Annotated in this window: 15 protein-coding genes; 2 read left to right on the top strand and 13 right to left on the bottom strand. The window is 60.8% G+C overall.

Annotation, left to right across the window (positions count from 1 at the left end; genetic code table 11):
- Positions 1-32: 32 nt before the first annotated feature.
- Both TR61_RS13470 and TR61_RS13465 read right to left on the bottom strand, forming a co-directional pair.
- Positions 33-1,142, bottom strand: a complete 1,110-nt coding sequence (locus tag TR61_RS13470; protein ID WP_050930647.1) for an extracellular solute-binding protein — start codon at positions 1,140-1,142, stop codon at positions 33-35.
- 110 nt (positions 1,143-1,252) lie between these two features.
- Positions 1,253-2,353 (bottom strand): ABC transporter ATP-binding protein, encoded by a 1,101-nt coding sequence (locus TR61_RS13465; RefSeq protein ID WP_050930645.1) that lies wholly within the window; start codon positions 2,351-2,353, stop codon positions 1,253-1,255.
- Positions 2,354-2,555: 202 nt separating this feature from the next.
- On the opposite strand from TR61_RS13465, the gene TR61_RS13460 reads away from it, so the two are divergent.
- Both TR61_RS13460 and argE read left to right on the top strand, forming a co-directional pair.
- The gene (locus tag TR61_RS13460; protein ID WP_050930643.1) at positions 2,556-3,740 is read left to right on the top strand and encodes a M24 family metallopeptidase; all 1,185 of its coding nucleotides are present in this window, start codon (positions 2,556-2,558) and stop codon (positions 3,738-3,740) included.
- Entirely contained in the window at positions 3,737-4,906 is a 1,170-nt protein-coding gene (gene argE / locus TR61_RS13455) for an acetylornithine deacetylase (protein ID WP_157440913.1), read from the top strand. The genes TR61_RS13460 and argE overlap by 4 nt, the downstream gene beginning before the upstream one ends.
- Positions 4,907-4,963: 57 nt before the next feature.
- Here the strand turns inward: argE and TR61_RS13450 are convergent, their stop codons facing one another.
- The 11 genes from TR61_RS13450 to bchL form a co-directional block, all read right to left on the bottom strand.
- Positions 4,964-5,407, bottom strand: coding sequence for a c-type cytochrome (locus TR61_RS13450; protein WP_050930635.1), 444 nt, complete (start codon positions 5,405-5,407; stop codon positions 4,964-4,966).
- Positions 5,408-5,482: 75 nt separating this feature from the next.
- Positions 5,483-6,697, bottom strand: a complete 1,215-nt coding sequence (hemA, locus tag TR61_RS13445; RefSeq protein ID WP_050930629.1) for a 5-aminolevulinate synthase — start codon at positions 6,695-6,697, stop codon at positions 5,483-5,485.
- Positions 6,687-7,511, bottom strand: coding sequence for a putative photosynthetic complex assembly protein PuhE (puhE, locus tag TR61_RS13440; RefSeq protein ID WP_050930627.1), 825 nt, complete (start codon positions 7,509-7,511; stop codon positions 6,687-6,689). The genes hemA and puhE overlap by 11 nt, the downstream gene beginning before the upstream one ends.
- 106 nt (positions 7,512-7,617) lie before the next feature.
- Complete coding sequence (gene acsF / locus TR61_RS13435) at positions 7,618-8,739, bottom strand: magnesium-protoporphyrin IX monomethyl ester (oxidative) cyclase (RefSeq protein WP_050930625.1); 1,122 nt, start codon at positions 8,737-8,739, stop codon at positions 7,618-7,620.
- Positions 8,736-9,032, bottom strand: coding sequence for a hypothetical protein (locus tag TR61_RS13430; protein WP_050930623.1), 297 nt, complete (start codon positions 9,030-9,032; stop codon positions 8,736-8,738). The genes acsF and TR61_RS13430 overlap by 4 nt, the downstream gene beginning before the upstream one ends.
- Positions 9,033-9,052: 20 nt before the next feature.
- Positions 9,053-9,523: a photosynthetic complex assembly protein PuhC gene (puhC, locus tag TR61_RS13425; RefSeq protein ID WP_050930622.1), complete on the bottom strand. Its 471-nt coding sequence runs from the start codon at positions 9,521-9,523 to the stop codon at positions 9,053-9,055.
- 5 nt (positions 9,524-9,528) lie between these two features.
- Entirely contained in the window at positions 9,529-10,173 is a 645-nt protein-coding gene (gene puhB / locus TR61_RS13420) for a photosynthetic complex putative assembly protein PuhB (RefSeq protein ID WP_050930621.1), read from the bottom strand.
- A gap of 71 nt (positions 10,174-10,244) precedes the next feature.
- The gene (gene puhA, locus TR61_RS13415) at positions 10,245-11,015 is read right to left on the bottom strand and encodes a photosynthetic reaction center subunit H (RefSeq protein WP_050930619.1); all 771 of its coding nucleotides are present in this window, start codon (positions 11,013-11,015) and stop codon (positions 10,245-10,247) included.
- Between the two features lie 28 nt (positions 11,016-11,043).
- Positions 11,044-12,474 (bottom strand): MFS transporter, encoded by a 1,431-nt coding sequence (locus TR61_RS13410; RefSeq protein ID WP_050930618.1) that lies wholly within the window; start codon positions 12,472-12,474, stop codon positions 11,044-11,046.
- The gene (bchM, locus tag TR61_RS13405; RefSeq protein ID WP_050930617.1) at positions 12,471-13,154 is read right to left on the bottom strand and encodes a magnesium protoporphyrin IX methyltransferase; all 684 of its coding nucleotides are present in this window, start codon (positions 13,152-13,154) and stop codon (positions 12,471-12,473) included. The genes TR61_RS13410 and bchM overlap by 4 nt, the downstream gene beginning before the upstream one ends.
- Positions 13,154-13,972, bottom strand: coding sequence for a ferredoxin:protochlorophyllide reductase (ATP-dependent) iron-sulfur ATP-binding protein (bchL, locus tag TR61_RS13400; protein ID WP_245626888.1), 819 nt, complete (start codon positions 13,970-13,972; stop codon positions 13,154-13,156). The genes bchM and bchL overlap by 1 nt, the downstream gene beginning before the upstream one ends.
- Positions 13,973-13,984: the final 12 nt, after the last annotated feature.

The raw sequence follows: 13,984 nt of genomic DNA, 5'->3' as shown, positions 1-13,984 counted from the left end.
GGGCGGGCTTCAGCCCGCCACCACCTTAGGTCTTATTGAGCCAGCCAGGCTTGGAATTTCGCGTCGATGTCGTCGCGATAATCCGCCCAGAACTCATAGTTATAAAGCAGCGTGTTGGCCGCGTTGTTGGGATCGGTCGGCATGTGTTGTGCCATTTCGATGCCCAGATCGGCGTGCTGGCCAACCAGCGGTGCCGAAGATGCGCGAGCCGGGCCGTACGAGATGTACTTGGCCTGATCTGCCAGACGCTGGGTGTCGGTCGCAAACTTGACGAAGTCCATCACGCGGGCCAGGCGATCATCGCTCAGGCCGGTGGGGATGATCCAACCGTCAAGGTCGAATACCTGCATGTCCCAGAGCATGCCAACGGGCTGCTTCTGCTCTTCGATGACCGAGAACAGACGACCGTTATAGGTCGAACCCATCACGATTTCGCCGTCAGCCAGCAGCTGGGGCGTGTCGGCACCGGCGGACCACCAGATCACGTCATCCTTGATGGTGTCGAGCTTGGCCAGAGCGCGCTCCTGACCTTCTTCGGTCTCAAGCACGTCATAGATGTCTGCCTTGGCCACGCCGTCGCAGTAAAGCGCCCACTCCATGTTGTTGATGGGGCGTTTTTCCAGCGCACGCTTGCCAGGATAGGTTTCGGTGTCGAACACGGCACAGACAGTTGTCGGCGGGGTGTCACCAACCAGGTCGGTGCGATAGCCGAACGTGGTCGAGTACACGATCTGCGGAATGAAGCAGTCGCTGACCAGCAGGTCGCCGAAATCGTCCGAGGCCGATGTGCCATCCGGTGCGGCGGCCAGCATTTCGTCCGCGTCGATTTCCATGGCCAGACCTTCGTCGCACAGACGAATCGCGTCAGCAGCCACAACATCGACCAGATCCCAGGTCACGTTGCCGGCTTCGTTCATGGCGCGCAGCTTCGCAACTGCCTCGGCCGAGCTTTCGTCCCAGGTTGCGGACACGCCGTCGTTCATTTCAAGATAGGGCTGCACATAGGCACGGTCCTGGCTTTCCTGATAGGCGCCGCCCCAGCTGACCAGCACCATTTCGTTGGCCATATGGCCACCGGCAAGTGCAACGCCAGCCGCAACCGTCAGGGCCGAAGTGGCCATAAGGGTCTTGGTGAGTTTCATTAAACATCTCCCGTTTGCCCGGTCTTGGGGTCATGGGGAACGGCCAACCGGGCTTTGGCACGGCCCCTTTCATTCATCGCACCAGTCTTTGGTACGACGGATCACTACCGTTACGCGTCAAGCGCGCGGCAATCTTGGGGAAGCCAGCCGATTTCGATTTGCTCGCCCGGCTTCAGGCGTGTCTGGTCGGGCGCATTCCGTGTTTTGATCACGAACTCATCATTGCCCGCAACGCGCAGGCGCGTGCGGAAGATGTCGCCCATATAGATGAATTCCAGCACTTCAGCCTTCAGCGTGTGCGCATCAGGGCTGAGGCGGTCCTTGTTGTATTCAACACGTTCGGGCCGGATTGACACGCGGGTGCGTTCGCCAGCGGCCGAGACATTGACGGGCTTGCAATCAATCAGCTCGCCATCGTCCAGTTGGACCACGGCATGGTCGCCTTTGATTTCCTTGACCACACCTTCCAACGTATTGTTTTCGCCGATGAATTGGGCCACGAAACTATTTTCCGGCTCCTCATAGAGCTTATCCGGCGGGGCCAGTTGCTGAATGCGGCCATCGTCGAAAACGGCGACGCGGTCCGACATGGTCAGCGCTTCGGTCTGGTCGTGGGTCACATAGACCACGGTGATACCCAGGTTATGTGCCAGATCCGTGATCTCGAACTGCATCTTCTCGCGCAGCTGCTTGTCGAGCGCGCCCAGCGGTTCGTCCATCAGAACCAGCTCGGGCTCGAACACAAGCGCGCGGGCCAGCGCGATCCGCTGCTGCTGACCACCCGACAATTGCGCGGGGCGACGGCCACCAAAGGCGCCCATTTCTACCATCTCAAGAGCGCGCTTTACCTTGGCTTCGCGATCGGACTTGCCGATCTTGCGCACTTCCAGCGGGAAGGACAAGTTTTCGGCCACCGTCATATGCGGAAACAGCGCATAGTTCTGAAACACCATGCCGATGCCGCGCTTGTGCGGCGGGATGTTGTTGATCGACACACCATCCAGACGGATATCGCCATGGGTGGCGGTCTCGAACCCCGCGAGCATCATCAGGCAGGTTGTCTTGCCCGAACCCGAGGGCCCGAGCATCGTCAGAAACTCGCCCTTCGGCATGGTCAGGTTGAGATCTTTGACGACGAGAGTCTCGCCATCATAACTTTTCTGTACGCGCTCGAATTCTACGAACGCATCAGACGAATTGTTATCGGCCAAAACTGGCTCCCCTTGGACTTCGGCAGATTTTTCTGCGCTTTGGCAAATGTAATCACAAACCGGTACCGGCTTGCAACCAAGTCGCTTGCACAGAGACAGTGCGCCTGAAATCTGCTTAGGATTTACACAAAACCGAACAGTTTTCTTGCATTTGCGGTGGTGACTGGCCGAACCTACTCCAAAACAAGGGGAGTTCGGAACAATGCCTCCGATTGATCTGCCGTTCGCGCAGGCGGAATATGACCGCCGGATTTCCAACACGCGGGCCGAGATGGCGCGGCGGGGGCTGGACGTTTTGTTCGTCACGGACCCTTCCAACCAGGCCTGGCTGACGGGGTATGATGGCTGGTCCTTTTATGTGCACCAGGGGGTGATTCTGGGGCTTGAGGGCGATCCGGTCTGGTGGGGACGTAATCAGGACACCAACGGCGCGCTGCGCACAGTCTGGATGGGGGCGGACCATGTGCGCGGATATGCGGACCACTTCGTGCAATCGACCGAACGGCATCCGATGAAGGATCTGGCGCGGGTACTGGGTGAGCTGGGTCTGGATCGGGGCCGTATCGGCGTTGAGATGGACAACTATTATTATTCCGCCAAGGCACATGCGGAGCTGGCCGGGGCGCTGCCTGATGCCCGGTTGATCGACGCGACTGCGCTGGTCAACTGGCAACGCGCGGTCAAGTCGGAGGCCGAGATCGCGTTCATGCGCAAAGCGGCCGCCATCTCGGAAAAGATCGTGGATGGTTTGATGGACCGCGTCGAACCCGGCATCGCCAAGAACGAGGTCGTGGCCGAAATCTACCGCGATGCGATCACCGGCATTGACGGGGCCTGGGGCGATTATCCCGCCATCGTACCGCTTCTGCCGTCGGGCAGCGATGCAGCGGCACCGCACCTCACATGGGACGGGCGCAGTTTTGCGTCGGGCGAAGCGACCTTCTTTGAAATCTCGGGCTGCTATCGCCGCTATCACGCGCCGTTTTGCCGAACGATCTTCCTCGGCACTCCTCCCGACTTCCTGCGCAAGGCCGAGGCAGCGCTGGTCGAGGGGTTGGAAGCCGGGCTGGACGCCGCGCGCGCCGGAAACAGGGCCTGCGATATCGCCAATGCGCTGGCCGCCCCGTTGGAGCGCGCGGGCATCGAACGCGGCGCGCGCTGCGGCTATCCCATTGGCCTCAGCTATCCGCCCGATTGGGGGGAAAGGACGATCTCGCTCAGGGCCGAGGATCAGACCGTTCTGGAACCCGGTATGACCTTCCACTTCATGCCCGGAATCTGGATGCAGGATTGGGGACTTGAGATCACCGAAAGCATCCTGATCCGCGACGATGGCCCGGCGGAACCCTTCTGCAATCGTCCGCGCGAGATCATGGTCAAAACATGAGCCTGCTGGAAGACACGGTCGACACGCTGGGCCGGCTGATCGCATATCCCACAGTGTCGTCCGACAGCAATCTTGAGATGATCGCCGATCTGGCGCTGGTGCTTGAGGGTCATGGTGCGCATGTGGAGGTATTTCGAGACCCAAGCGGGTCGAAGGCCAATCTGTTCGCGACACTGGGGCCGGATGTGCCGGGCGGGCTGGTGTTGTCCGGGCATACGGATGTTGTGCCGGTCACTGATCAGGACTGGTCCTCTGACCCGTTCGCGCTGCGTGACGAGGGCGAGCGTCTATACGGGCGCGGCACTTGCGACATGAAGGGGTTCATCGCGGCGACGCTTGTGATGGCCGAACGGTTTGCCGGGATGGACCTGAAGCGCCCGATCCATTTCGCCTTTACTCATGACGAAGAGGTCGGATGCATCGGTGCACGCGCTTTGGTGCCGGAACTCAAGTCGCGCGGCATTGCCCCTGCCATGGCACTGATCGGCGAACCGACCCTGATGCGCGTGATCGAGGGGCATAAAGGTTGTTGCGAATACACCGTCCGGTTCGAGGGGCTTGAGGGCCATGGCTCGAACCCCGATGTGGGGGTGAGCGCGGTGGAGTATGCGGCGCGCTATGCCGCAAGGCTTTTGGCGCTGCGCGAAGATCTGATCGCGCGCACGCCTGAAAGCAGCACGTTTCAGCCGCCCTGGACCACGCTGAATGTCGGGCGCATCGCCGGCGGGTCGGCGCATAATGTCATCGCCGGAAAGGCCGAGATTGATTGGGAAATGCGCCCCGTTCAGCAGGCGGATGCGCTGTTCGTCAAACAGATCATGGCAGAGTATGTCGACGAGGCGTTGTTGCCCGCCATGCGTGCGGTAAGTCCTGACGCAGATATTTCAACGGAAATCATCGGCGAAGTGGCCGGGCTGGAGCCTGCAACGACCAACCAGACCCGCGATATCGTCATGGCGCTGACCGGGGCGAATGGCGCTGACCTGGTGCCTTTCGGCACCGAAGCAGGATTGTTTCAGGAGATAGGGATGGATGTCATCGTCTGCGGCCCCGGATCGATCGATCAGGCGCACAAGCCGGATGAATTCATTACACGCAGCGAATTGCAGTCCTGCCTGAAGCTGCTGGAGCAACTGGGGCAGCACATGACACGCCCGACGGCCTGAACGAAAAAGACCGCAGGGATTATCCTGCGGTCCTTTCTGTCAGATATCAGTGGGCAATCAGTTGGTCGCTTCACCTTCGGGTGCCGGCGACAGAGAGACGAGATAAGCGTAGATATTCGCCACTTCATCATCCTTCAGACGCACCTTGTTCATACCGCTGCGGCCGCTTTCGCCGGTGGCCTCTTTCAGCCAGGCAGTCGGGTCAGCGGTATAGGGGCCGAAAGATTCCTCATCCAGAACGATTTCCTGCTCATGCGCGGCTTCGATCAGACCGGAATAGCGGAATCCTTCAACCGACCCCAATGGGCGGTTGAACACATTATAAAGGTTCGGGCCGGTTTTGGCTTTCTTGCCTGCCAGCTGTTCGCCTTCATCATTGATGACCTGGTGGCACAGGGCACATTTGCGATCGAACGACTTGGCGCCGGCCTCGAGATCGGCGTCGGCAAAGGCGGGTGCTGCCAGCAGACCCGCGATGACGGTTGCAACCAGACGATTCATGGTAGTCCTCCATTAATTCTTTGAGCCAATACGTAATGCATCCGCCAGAGAGTCAACAGTCACATCGCTGCGATGTCAGGCAACTGCGTGCGAAATCGCGCATTGCTTCCAAAGGGTTTTCAGCGCCAGAACCAGATGTTCGATGTCATCGGTGCTGTGAAGCGGTGACGGGGTAAACCGCAACCGCTCTGTGCCCTTGGGGACAGTGGGATAGTTGATGGGTTGGACGTAAATCCCCCATTCCTGCATGAGGTAGTCCGACAGCATCCGGCACTTGACCGGATCCTTGATCATCACAGGAATGATGTGGCTGTCATTATCCATATGCGGGATGCCTTCCTGATCCAGGCGGGCACGCAGATAGGCCACGCGCTTGCGCTGCTCCATGCGTTCTTCGTTGCTTTCCTTCAGATGCTGGATCGACGTCCGGGCCGCGGCCGCGACCGCCGGCGGCAAAGCCGTGGTGAAGATAAAGCCTGACGCGAAGGACCGGATGAAATCGCAGAGCGCCTCCGATCCGGTGATATAGCCTCCGACAACGCCATAGGCTTTGCCCAGCGTGCCTTCGATCAGCGTGATGCGGTCGGCCAGACCTTCCTGTTCGGAAATGCCGCCGCCGTGGTCCCCGTAAAGGCCCACCGCGTGCACCTCGTCCAGATAGGTCATCGCGCCGTGCTTTTCGGCCACTTCGACGATTTCCTTGATGGGCGCGATGTCGCCATCCATTGAATACACGGATTCAAACGCCACGATCTTCGGCGCGTTTGCTGGCAGGGCCGCCAGTTTGCGATCCAGATCTTCGGGATCGTTGTGCTTCCAGATGACCTTCTTGCAGCGTGCGTGCCGCATGCCTTCGATCATGGAGGCGTGGTTCAACTCGTCCGAAAGAATAACGGCATCCGGCAGACGCGAGCCCAGCGTGGAAAGCGCCGCCCAGTTCGACACATATCCGCTGGTGAAAAGAAGCGCGCTTTCCTTGCCGTGCAGGTCTGCCAGTTCGGCTTCAAGCAGTTTATGCGCGTGATTGGTGCCCGAGATGTTGCGCGTCCCGCCCGCACCGGCGCCGCAACTGTCGATGGCGTCTTTCATGGCCTGCGTCACCTTGGGGTGCTGGCCCATGCCCAGATAGTCGTTCGAGCACCAGACGGTCACTTCGTCTGGGGCTTCACCGTCATGGCACTTTGCGCGTGGGAATTGGCCGGATTTCCGTTCGAGTTCGGCAAAAATGCGGTAGTTGCCTTCCTCTTTCAGAGTGTCCAGCTGCGATTGGAACAGAGCATCAAAGTCCATGGGCGTCCTCGTGTCTTCTGGGTAGCTTTTGTTGTATTTTGGGCGCTGAGCGATCTTGCGGCAGCATCCAGCGCCAGAGCCGTTCATCCGGCAGCGGCAGAACCATCAGCCAATGCTCCAGCAGGGCCAGGGCGGTGATGGCGGTGAGAAGGGAAAAGCCGATGGCTTCCCCGGTCGTGGTTGCCGCGTGCAGGCGTTCGAGCCAGCAGGCGACGGCGAAAGTCAGGGCACTGACTGAAATGGGAAAGACCCAGTTCAGCCGCGCGATGCGGAAATGGCTGGGCAGGTGCATCAGCGCGGTGGGCAGGAATTCGGTGTTGATCTTGGGCACGCCGAAATAAAGGTTCAGCTTGGCCGAAACCCGCGCGAAATAGAGGATGATGAAGGTCCACATTCCAAAGGTGTTGGCCGCGCCCCACCCGTCGACTAGGATAATGATCAGCGCACCGACCAGCAGAATTTCATGGAAGGCCACCGTGCCCCAGGCGCGCAGGAAGCGCTCCCATTCAGGGACGTTCGGCGGGCACGGCTTCTGGATCGGGCCAGAGATGACGCCGGTCAGGAATGCCAGTTCGATCCAGCCCCAGATGCCAAGAGCCGAGAGAAAGGCGATATAGGCGCCACTGGCAGACGTGTCGGTCAGGGACACTTCATATCCCCAGATACCCAGGAGCATCATCGGCAACCCGCCGAGCGTCGCAAACTGGCGTGCGCGCGGTCCGGACCGATCGGCATATTTCACAACCATCAGGATCGCGCCGGTGGCGAACCACCAGACGAAAAGCGCGATCAAGGTTGCGATCCAGGGGGTCATGGGACATAGCCTCCTGCGCCCCGGACTTGATCCGGGGCCTCGTGATCAGCCGGGAGGTCCCGGATCAAGTCCGGGGCGCGGCGGTTGTTATGCCAAACGGCCAGGATCAATAGACTGGCTCCAGGCGCGTGTTTACCGGCACCTCGTTCTTCTTCGACGGAATGAAGAACAGGTTGGCGAAACACTTGGCCGCCCGCAGCTGGGCGCCCAGCTTACGAAGCGGTTGCTTCTTCTCCACCGCCTCGGCCAGATCCACATTGGCTTTCTGCAGCGCTTCCAGCGTCGGCTGCCAGCGCGGGTGGTCGATATCCAGCGTCAGCGGAAAGATCTGCTTGGACAGCTCGGATGTCTTGGTGAAGACCTCATGCGCGTACCAATCCGGGTCCACGCCAAGTGCGGCGTGGAAGGCAGGCCGCTGGTGATCGCGCACATACATCGTGGCGTAGACCGCGGTGAGGAAAAACTTGATCCACAGCTTGTTGGTGAAGCTTTGGGTCAGCTTCGGGTCAGTCTTCATCAGAAGGGCAAAGGCTTCGCCATGGCTGAACTCGTCATTGCACCACTCGCGGAACCATTTGAAGATCGGGTGGAACCGGTGTTCGGGATGCGCTTCCAGATGGCGGAAGATCGTGATGTACCGGGCATAGCCGATCTTTTCCGACAGGTAGGTGGCGTAGTAGATGAACTTGGGCCGGAAATAGGTGTATTTCTTCTTCTGCGTCAGGAAACCCAGGTTAACCCGCAGCCCCGCCTCGCGCAGCGCGTCATTGATGAACCCGGCATGCCGCGCTTCGTCCCGCGCCATCAGCTGGAACAGCTGCGTAATGTCCTTGTTGTTCCCGCGCCGTTTCATTTCCTTGTAAAGGACGCAGCCCGAAAACTCGGCGGTGCAGCTCGAGATCAGGAAGTCGATGAATTCTTTTTTCAGCTCGGGGTCCATCCCCTCCCAATCGACGTGGTCCCAGTCTTCGTTCTTCTTGAAGTGGCCGCGGTTCGGGTCCGCCTCCATCTGGGCGATGAGCTTGTCCCAATCCTCGCGCACGCCGCTGACGTCGATGGCGTCCAGCTCATCGAAATCGGTGGTGTAAAAACGCGGGGTCAGCAGCGTGTTGGCCATGGCCGTTTCGGTGGCCATCTCGTCATTGTACTGACGGTCCTGCGCCTCGGCGATGGCCAGGCCCTCCTCCACTGTCGTCGCGTCGGCGGTGTGTTTCAAAGGCGCGTTCATAGCGTCACCTCCTCAGAGAATGAGAATTCACACAGTTCCATGAATTCGAAATCGCCCGTCATCCGGGTCCAGAGCTGTTCCAGCTTGGAGGCGCGGTAGATCACCGCCTCGCGCTCTTCCCGGACAATCTCGCCATAAGGCGCCATCACTTCGGGACCTGTCACGATCACCTCATCACCGGGATAGACGACCGCGCCATCCAGGAATTTCACATGCGCGTGCAAGCTGTCGAAGCAGTGGCTGATCTCGACCTCGCAGGGGTGTCTTTCGACTTTTTTGGTTAACAGTCCCATAGGTGGCTTCCTTTCTGGGGTTATTGGGGATCCAGCAGCCTGGCAAAGCTGCGGAAGTTGGTGGCGCCAAAGCCCATGAGCTCGGCGCTCCATCCGGTGGAGGGGTCGGTGATCGACAGACGATTGCCTGCGCGCAGTTGCAAAAGCACCGGACCTTCCAGCGGAACACCGGATTTGTTGCGTTCGCGGTCGATCACGCGCTGCACACCGGCAATGAAACCGCCCTGTTCGCCCGGCAGGTCGGCCAGGACCGATCCGTTGGCGTCCAGAACGCGGGCCGCGCCGGAAGTGTCACCCGACAGGAAAATCGCACGCTCCGCGATGATAGGAGCATCTGTTGGCGTGGCTTCCAGGGGTCTGCCGGTGATGCGCGCGGCAGAGACAAGAACAAGGCAGACAAGAACCAGCGCGAACATGGCGCGGACCATGAACCTGGGGACCAGTTCGTCTTCCTTGTGGCGCAGGCGGGGGGTGTGGGATGTATCGCTCATCTTGATCACTCCGCCGCGACGGCCGGATCGGCCGGTCCGGGCGCGGCTATGCGCACGATCCGGGGTTGCGTGACCCGCGCCCGTGCCGCATCGGCGATCAGGCCAGCGACCTTTTCGGCATCGGGAATACAGCGCAGTGCCGGCTGGGACGGATTGATGTGCCAGGGACGCACATGTGGCCAGCACAGAAGATAGCTGAGCCGCGTGTCGCCCATCGTCTCGAACGCGATGGTGCCGGTGCCTTTCCGGCGCAGATCAAGCATCGCATTGGCCACCTGCGGATAGGGCAGGTTCAGCGTCATTGTCAGCGCCGCACCGATGCGCATGGCCACCCGGCGGTTGGTGACGGTGTAAAGCGCACAGCGCGCCTGCACATATCCGACGATGCACAAAAGCGCCGTCACGATGGCCCCCAGTATGATGAAGGGCACCGTGGCGCCGATCGCCTGGCCCAAAGGCATCTGATCCACAACCGAGATGAAGCGCCACAGCGCAAGCACGACGAAATAACCGATCACCCATGGAAGGCTCAGCGCTTCCCATGTCAGCTGCCACCAATCGGGGCGGCCCTGCCAGAGAATCTCTTCCCCTTCGGGCGGACGCTCGGGGAGCCCCTCAACAGGCTCGATTTCGAAATCATCATGGGACATGGCGAGTGTCCTCCGGTTGTTTTGGTTCAGGGGTGCCACGCCGGGATGCGCCCCGGCGCGGCAGGGTCACATCAGATCTGCGGTTCCTGACGAGCGGGGTCGGCATAAAGATGCCCGCCGCCGTAGTAAGCGCTGATCTTTTCTTCCTCGAGCTTGGTCACCTGCGCCGGTGCCGCATGCATGGGTACGGTTGCGAAATGCTTGGCGTAGATCGAGTTAACCTTGACCTTGCCGCCCCAGATCCGCGCCATGGTCAGCGGGACCAGGCGTTTGCCTTCGCCCCATTTGCCATCCAGCGTGTATTCCAGATACCGCACCATCTGTTCCGGCTCGTCGATCCACATATCGGTGACTTCACCCACGACGACACCGTCGCCCGAGACAACCGGCATTCCGCGCGGGTCGCTGCCTGCGGCCACTGCAAAGCTTTCATTGGCCGACATCGGGATGATCTTGGGATGGCCGTGGCCGTCCAGTTCAGGTTCATCCCGGCGCGCAGCCCAGGAGGCCGGGCCGACACCATCCAGCATCGGATCGCCCGTGGGCTCCAGCGGATAACCGTTTGCCGCGTTGGTCTTGCGGATCGCCAGATCGGCGCGTTCCGGCGGCTGCTGGCTTGGCACGGTGTATTCGCCGCGTCCGTTGGGCAGTTTGAAGGTCTTGTCCTCAGGCAGAGGGAACAGGCCGGGGTTCGAGGATTTGTTGCCCTCGTCGTCCTCCAGCGGATAGCCCTCGCGCATGTTTTCGCGCTGGATGTAGAACAGCAGCAGCGCGAAGAAGGCGTAAAAGAGCCACAAGGTAGATGCGGCGAGATCGAAGCCTCCGAAGAATGGTTCAGTCATGGTGTGTCCCTCCTATGCGGACAAGTTTTCAGGTCGGAAAATCGGCCAGGCCCAGTCTGGTCGTTTCCGCTGATTTGGGTTGAATGGGGCCCGAGGTGCGGACCAGCGGGCCCAGCACGACAAGCGTGGCGAAGAGAAGTCCGATTTCGAGGTGATAGACGAAGGAATACCCGGTGGTGGCCGTTGCCAGCCCTTCGCCCAAAGCCCCTGTCATGGCGATGGAGCCGATCCAGTCGCGCAGCGTGCCGCCCAAGGCGATGGCGATGCCCGCCGCCGTGGCCTGTGCCGCGCCCCAGGCGCCCAGCGCCAGACCGCGCCCGGCGTTGCCCTTGGCCGGCATGGTCATTGCCGCCATCAGGGTCGACACCGCGAAAAGCCCACCGCCAAAGCCGATCAATCCAGCGCCGGTAAAGAACAGCACCGCGGAATTGAGCGGGGCGGCAAAGATCACGATGGAAAAGGCCCAGATGCCCGCCAGCGCGCCCATACCCGCCAGCCTATAGGCGTTCGATCCCCGGTTCAGCCGCTGGCCCGCCCAGGCAAAGCCCAAGAGCGCGCCCGCCGCCCACATGGCAGTCAGCAAGGTCGTGCTCGAGACCGACAGACCCAGGATTTCGCCGCCATAGGGTTCCAGCAGAACGTCCTGCATGTTGAACGCCATGGTGCCCACGAACACGCAGGCCAGCAGCCGGCCAGCCCGACCGCCCGAGATGAAATCGGTCCAGGCATCGCGGAACAGCGGCCGGGGCTCTTCCCGCTCGGCCTTGGTCATGGGGCGGACCTTTTCCTGTTTCCACAAGGCCATCAGGTTCAGCGCCACACCCACAACGGCGGCGCCCTGCACCACGCGGATCAGCAGAAGGTCGGTATAGTTCGACAGAAGCGTGCCGATGATTATGGCGGAAATACCCATGCCCAGCAGGAACATCACATAAAGCAACGCCACGACGCGGGGTCGCGTTTCGTCAGATGCGCGATCCGCCGCCAGCGCCAGCCCTGCGGTCTGGGTCATGTGCATCCCCAGACCAGTCATCAGGAAGGCAAGACCCGCCAAAAGCTCTCCGGCGAAGGGGATTTCGTGCACCACATCGCCGCCCAGAACCAGCAACGCGAAGGGCATGATCGCCAGGCCGCCGAATTGCCAAAGCGACCCGAACCAGATGTAGGGGACGCGCTTCCATCCGATGGAAGACTTGTGCGTATCGCTGCGGAACCCCAGAAGGGCGCGGAAGGGCGCGATCAGCACCGGCAACGCGATCATCACGGCGACAATCATGGCCGGGACGGAAAGCTCGACGATCATCACCCGGTTCAGCGTGCCCAACAGCATGACCGACGCCATTCCCACCGACACCTGGAACAGCGAAAGCCGCAGCAGCTGGCCCATGGGCAGGCCCTCGCTGGCCGCATCCGCGAAGGGCAGCGCCTGCAAGCTGAGGGTTTTCAGGCGTGCTTTCATGGACGCAGCTCCATCGCCTGGGAAATGTAAAATCCGGATGTCACCTGATCGACCCGGCGCAGTTTGCGCTTGACCCCCTCGCCCATCACGTCCTGGGCCAGACGGTCGGCATCATGCGGGATCATCACCGGCGATCGGTCTGAGCGCGGAAACAGCTTGCCCGCATACCACATGCCCATCAGCAGGCGGGTGCGCGGAGCGACCGTGAACACGACACGGCCGGATGTGCGCGGCTCAAGCCGCTTCAGCGCCTTGCCGATATCCGCGCCCGAGTAATAGATCAGGCTGTCCATCGCGACGACGTGGTCGAAGTCGCCCAACCGGTCATCCAGCATGTCGCCGCTGGTAAATGTGATCTGCCCCAGCAGCTCGGGCGGCGTACGCAGTTCCGCGATATCAACCAGACTGGGCGAGATATCACAGGCCACCACCTCGGCCCCGCGCCGGGCCAGTTCGATCGTCATCTGACCGGCACCGCAGCCTGCATCCAGCACGCGCTGACCGCTCAGATCGGCGGGCAAACGGCTCAACATTAACGCGCGCATCTTGTCGCGACCAGCCCGCACCGTTTCGCGCACCTTCGACACCGGCGCGTCCGAAGTCAGACGCTCCCATGTCTTGGTGGCGGTCTTGTCGAAATAGGTTTCGACACGCGCAAGGGTATGGTCGTATGCGCCCATCAATCGAACCCCAGCAATTCAAAGATGTCACGATCCGGCAGCGGCTCGGGGTTCAGGCCTTCGGTGCCTGCATAAAGCGTCTCGGCCAGGCGGATGTATTCCGCGCGGCACTGGACGATGTCTTCGTCATCATCCATTTCGAACAGCGTCTTCTTCTTTAGTCGCGACCGCCGGATCGCATCCACATCCGGCATATGCCCGATGCGCTTGAACCCGACGGTGTCGCAGAAGCGGTCCACTTCGTCCGTGGCTTTTGACCGGTTCGCGACACAGCCCGCCAGCCGCACCTTGTAATTCGAGGATTTCGCCTGCACCGCCGCGATGATCCGGTTCATCGCATAAATGCTGTCAAAGTCGTTTGCGGTGACTATCAGCGCGCGGTCGGCATGCTGAAGGGGCGCGGCGAAGCCACCGCAAACAACATCTCCCAGAACGTCGAAAATCACGACGTCTGTATCATCCAAAAGGTGGTGCTGCTTCAGCAGCTTCACCGTTTGACCCACGACATAGCCGCCGCAGCCGGTGCCTGCAGGCGGTCCACCCGCCTCGATGCACATCACACCGTTATAGCCTTCGGTCACAAAATCTTCGGGGCGCAGTTCTTCGGCGTGGAAATCTACCTCTTTGAGGATGTCGATCACGGTGGGCTGCAATTGCCCGGTCAACGTGAATGTGCTGTCATGCTTTGGGTCGCACCCGATCTGCAGCACCCGCTTGCCCAGTTTGGAAAACGCCGCCGACAGGTTCGAGGAGGTTGTCGACTTCCCAATCCCGCCCTTGCCATAGACGGAAAACACCTTCGCCCCGTCAATCTTCATCGAGGCGTCCTG

Source organism: Aestuariivita boseongensis, assembly GCF_001262635.1.
Taxonomy (GTDB): Bacteria; Pseudomonadota; Alphaproteobacteria; order Rhodobacterales; family Rhodobacteraceae; genus Aestuariivita; species Aestuariivita boseongensis.
This window is presented reverse-complemented; position numbering and strand designations above follow the sequence as displayed.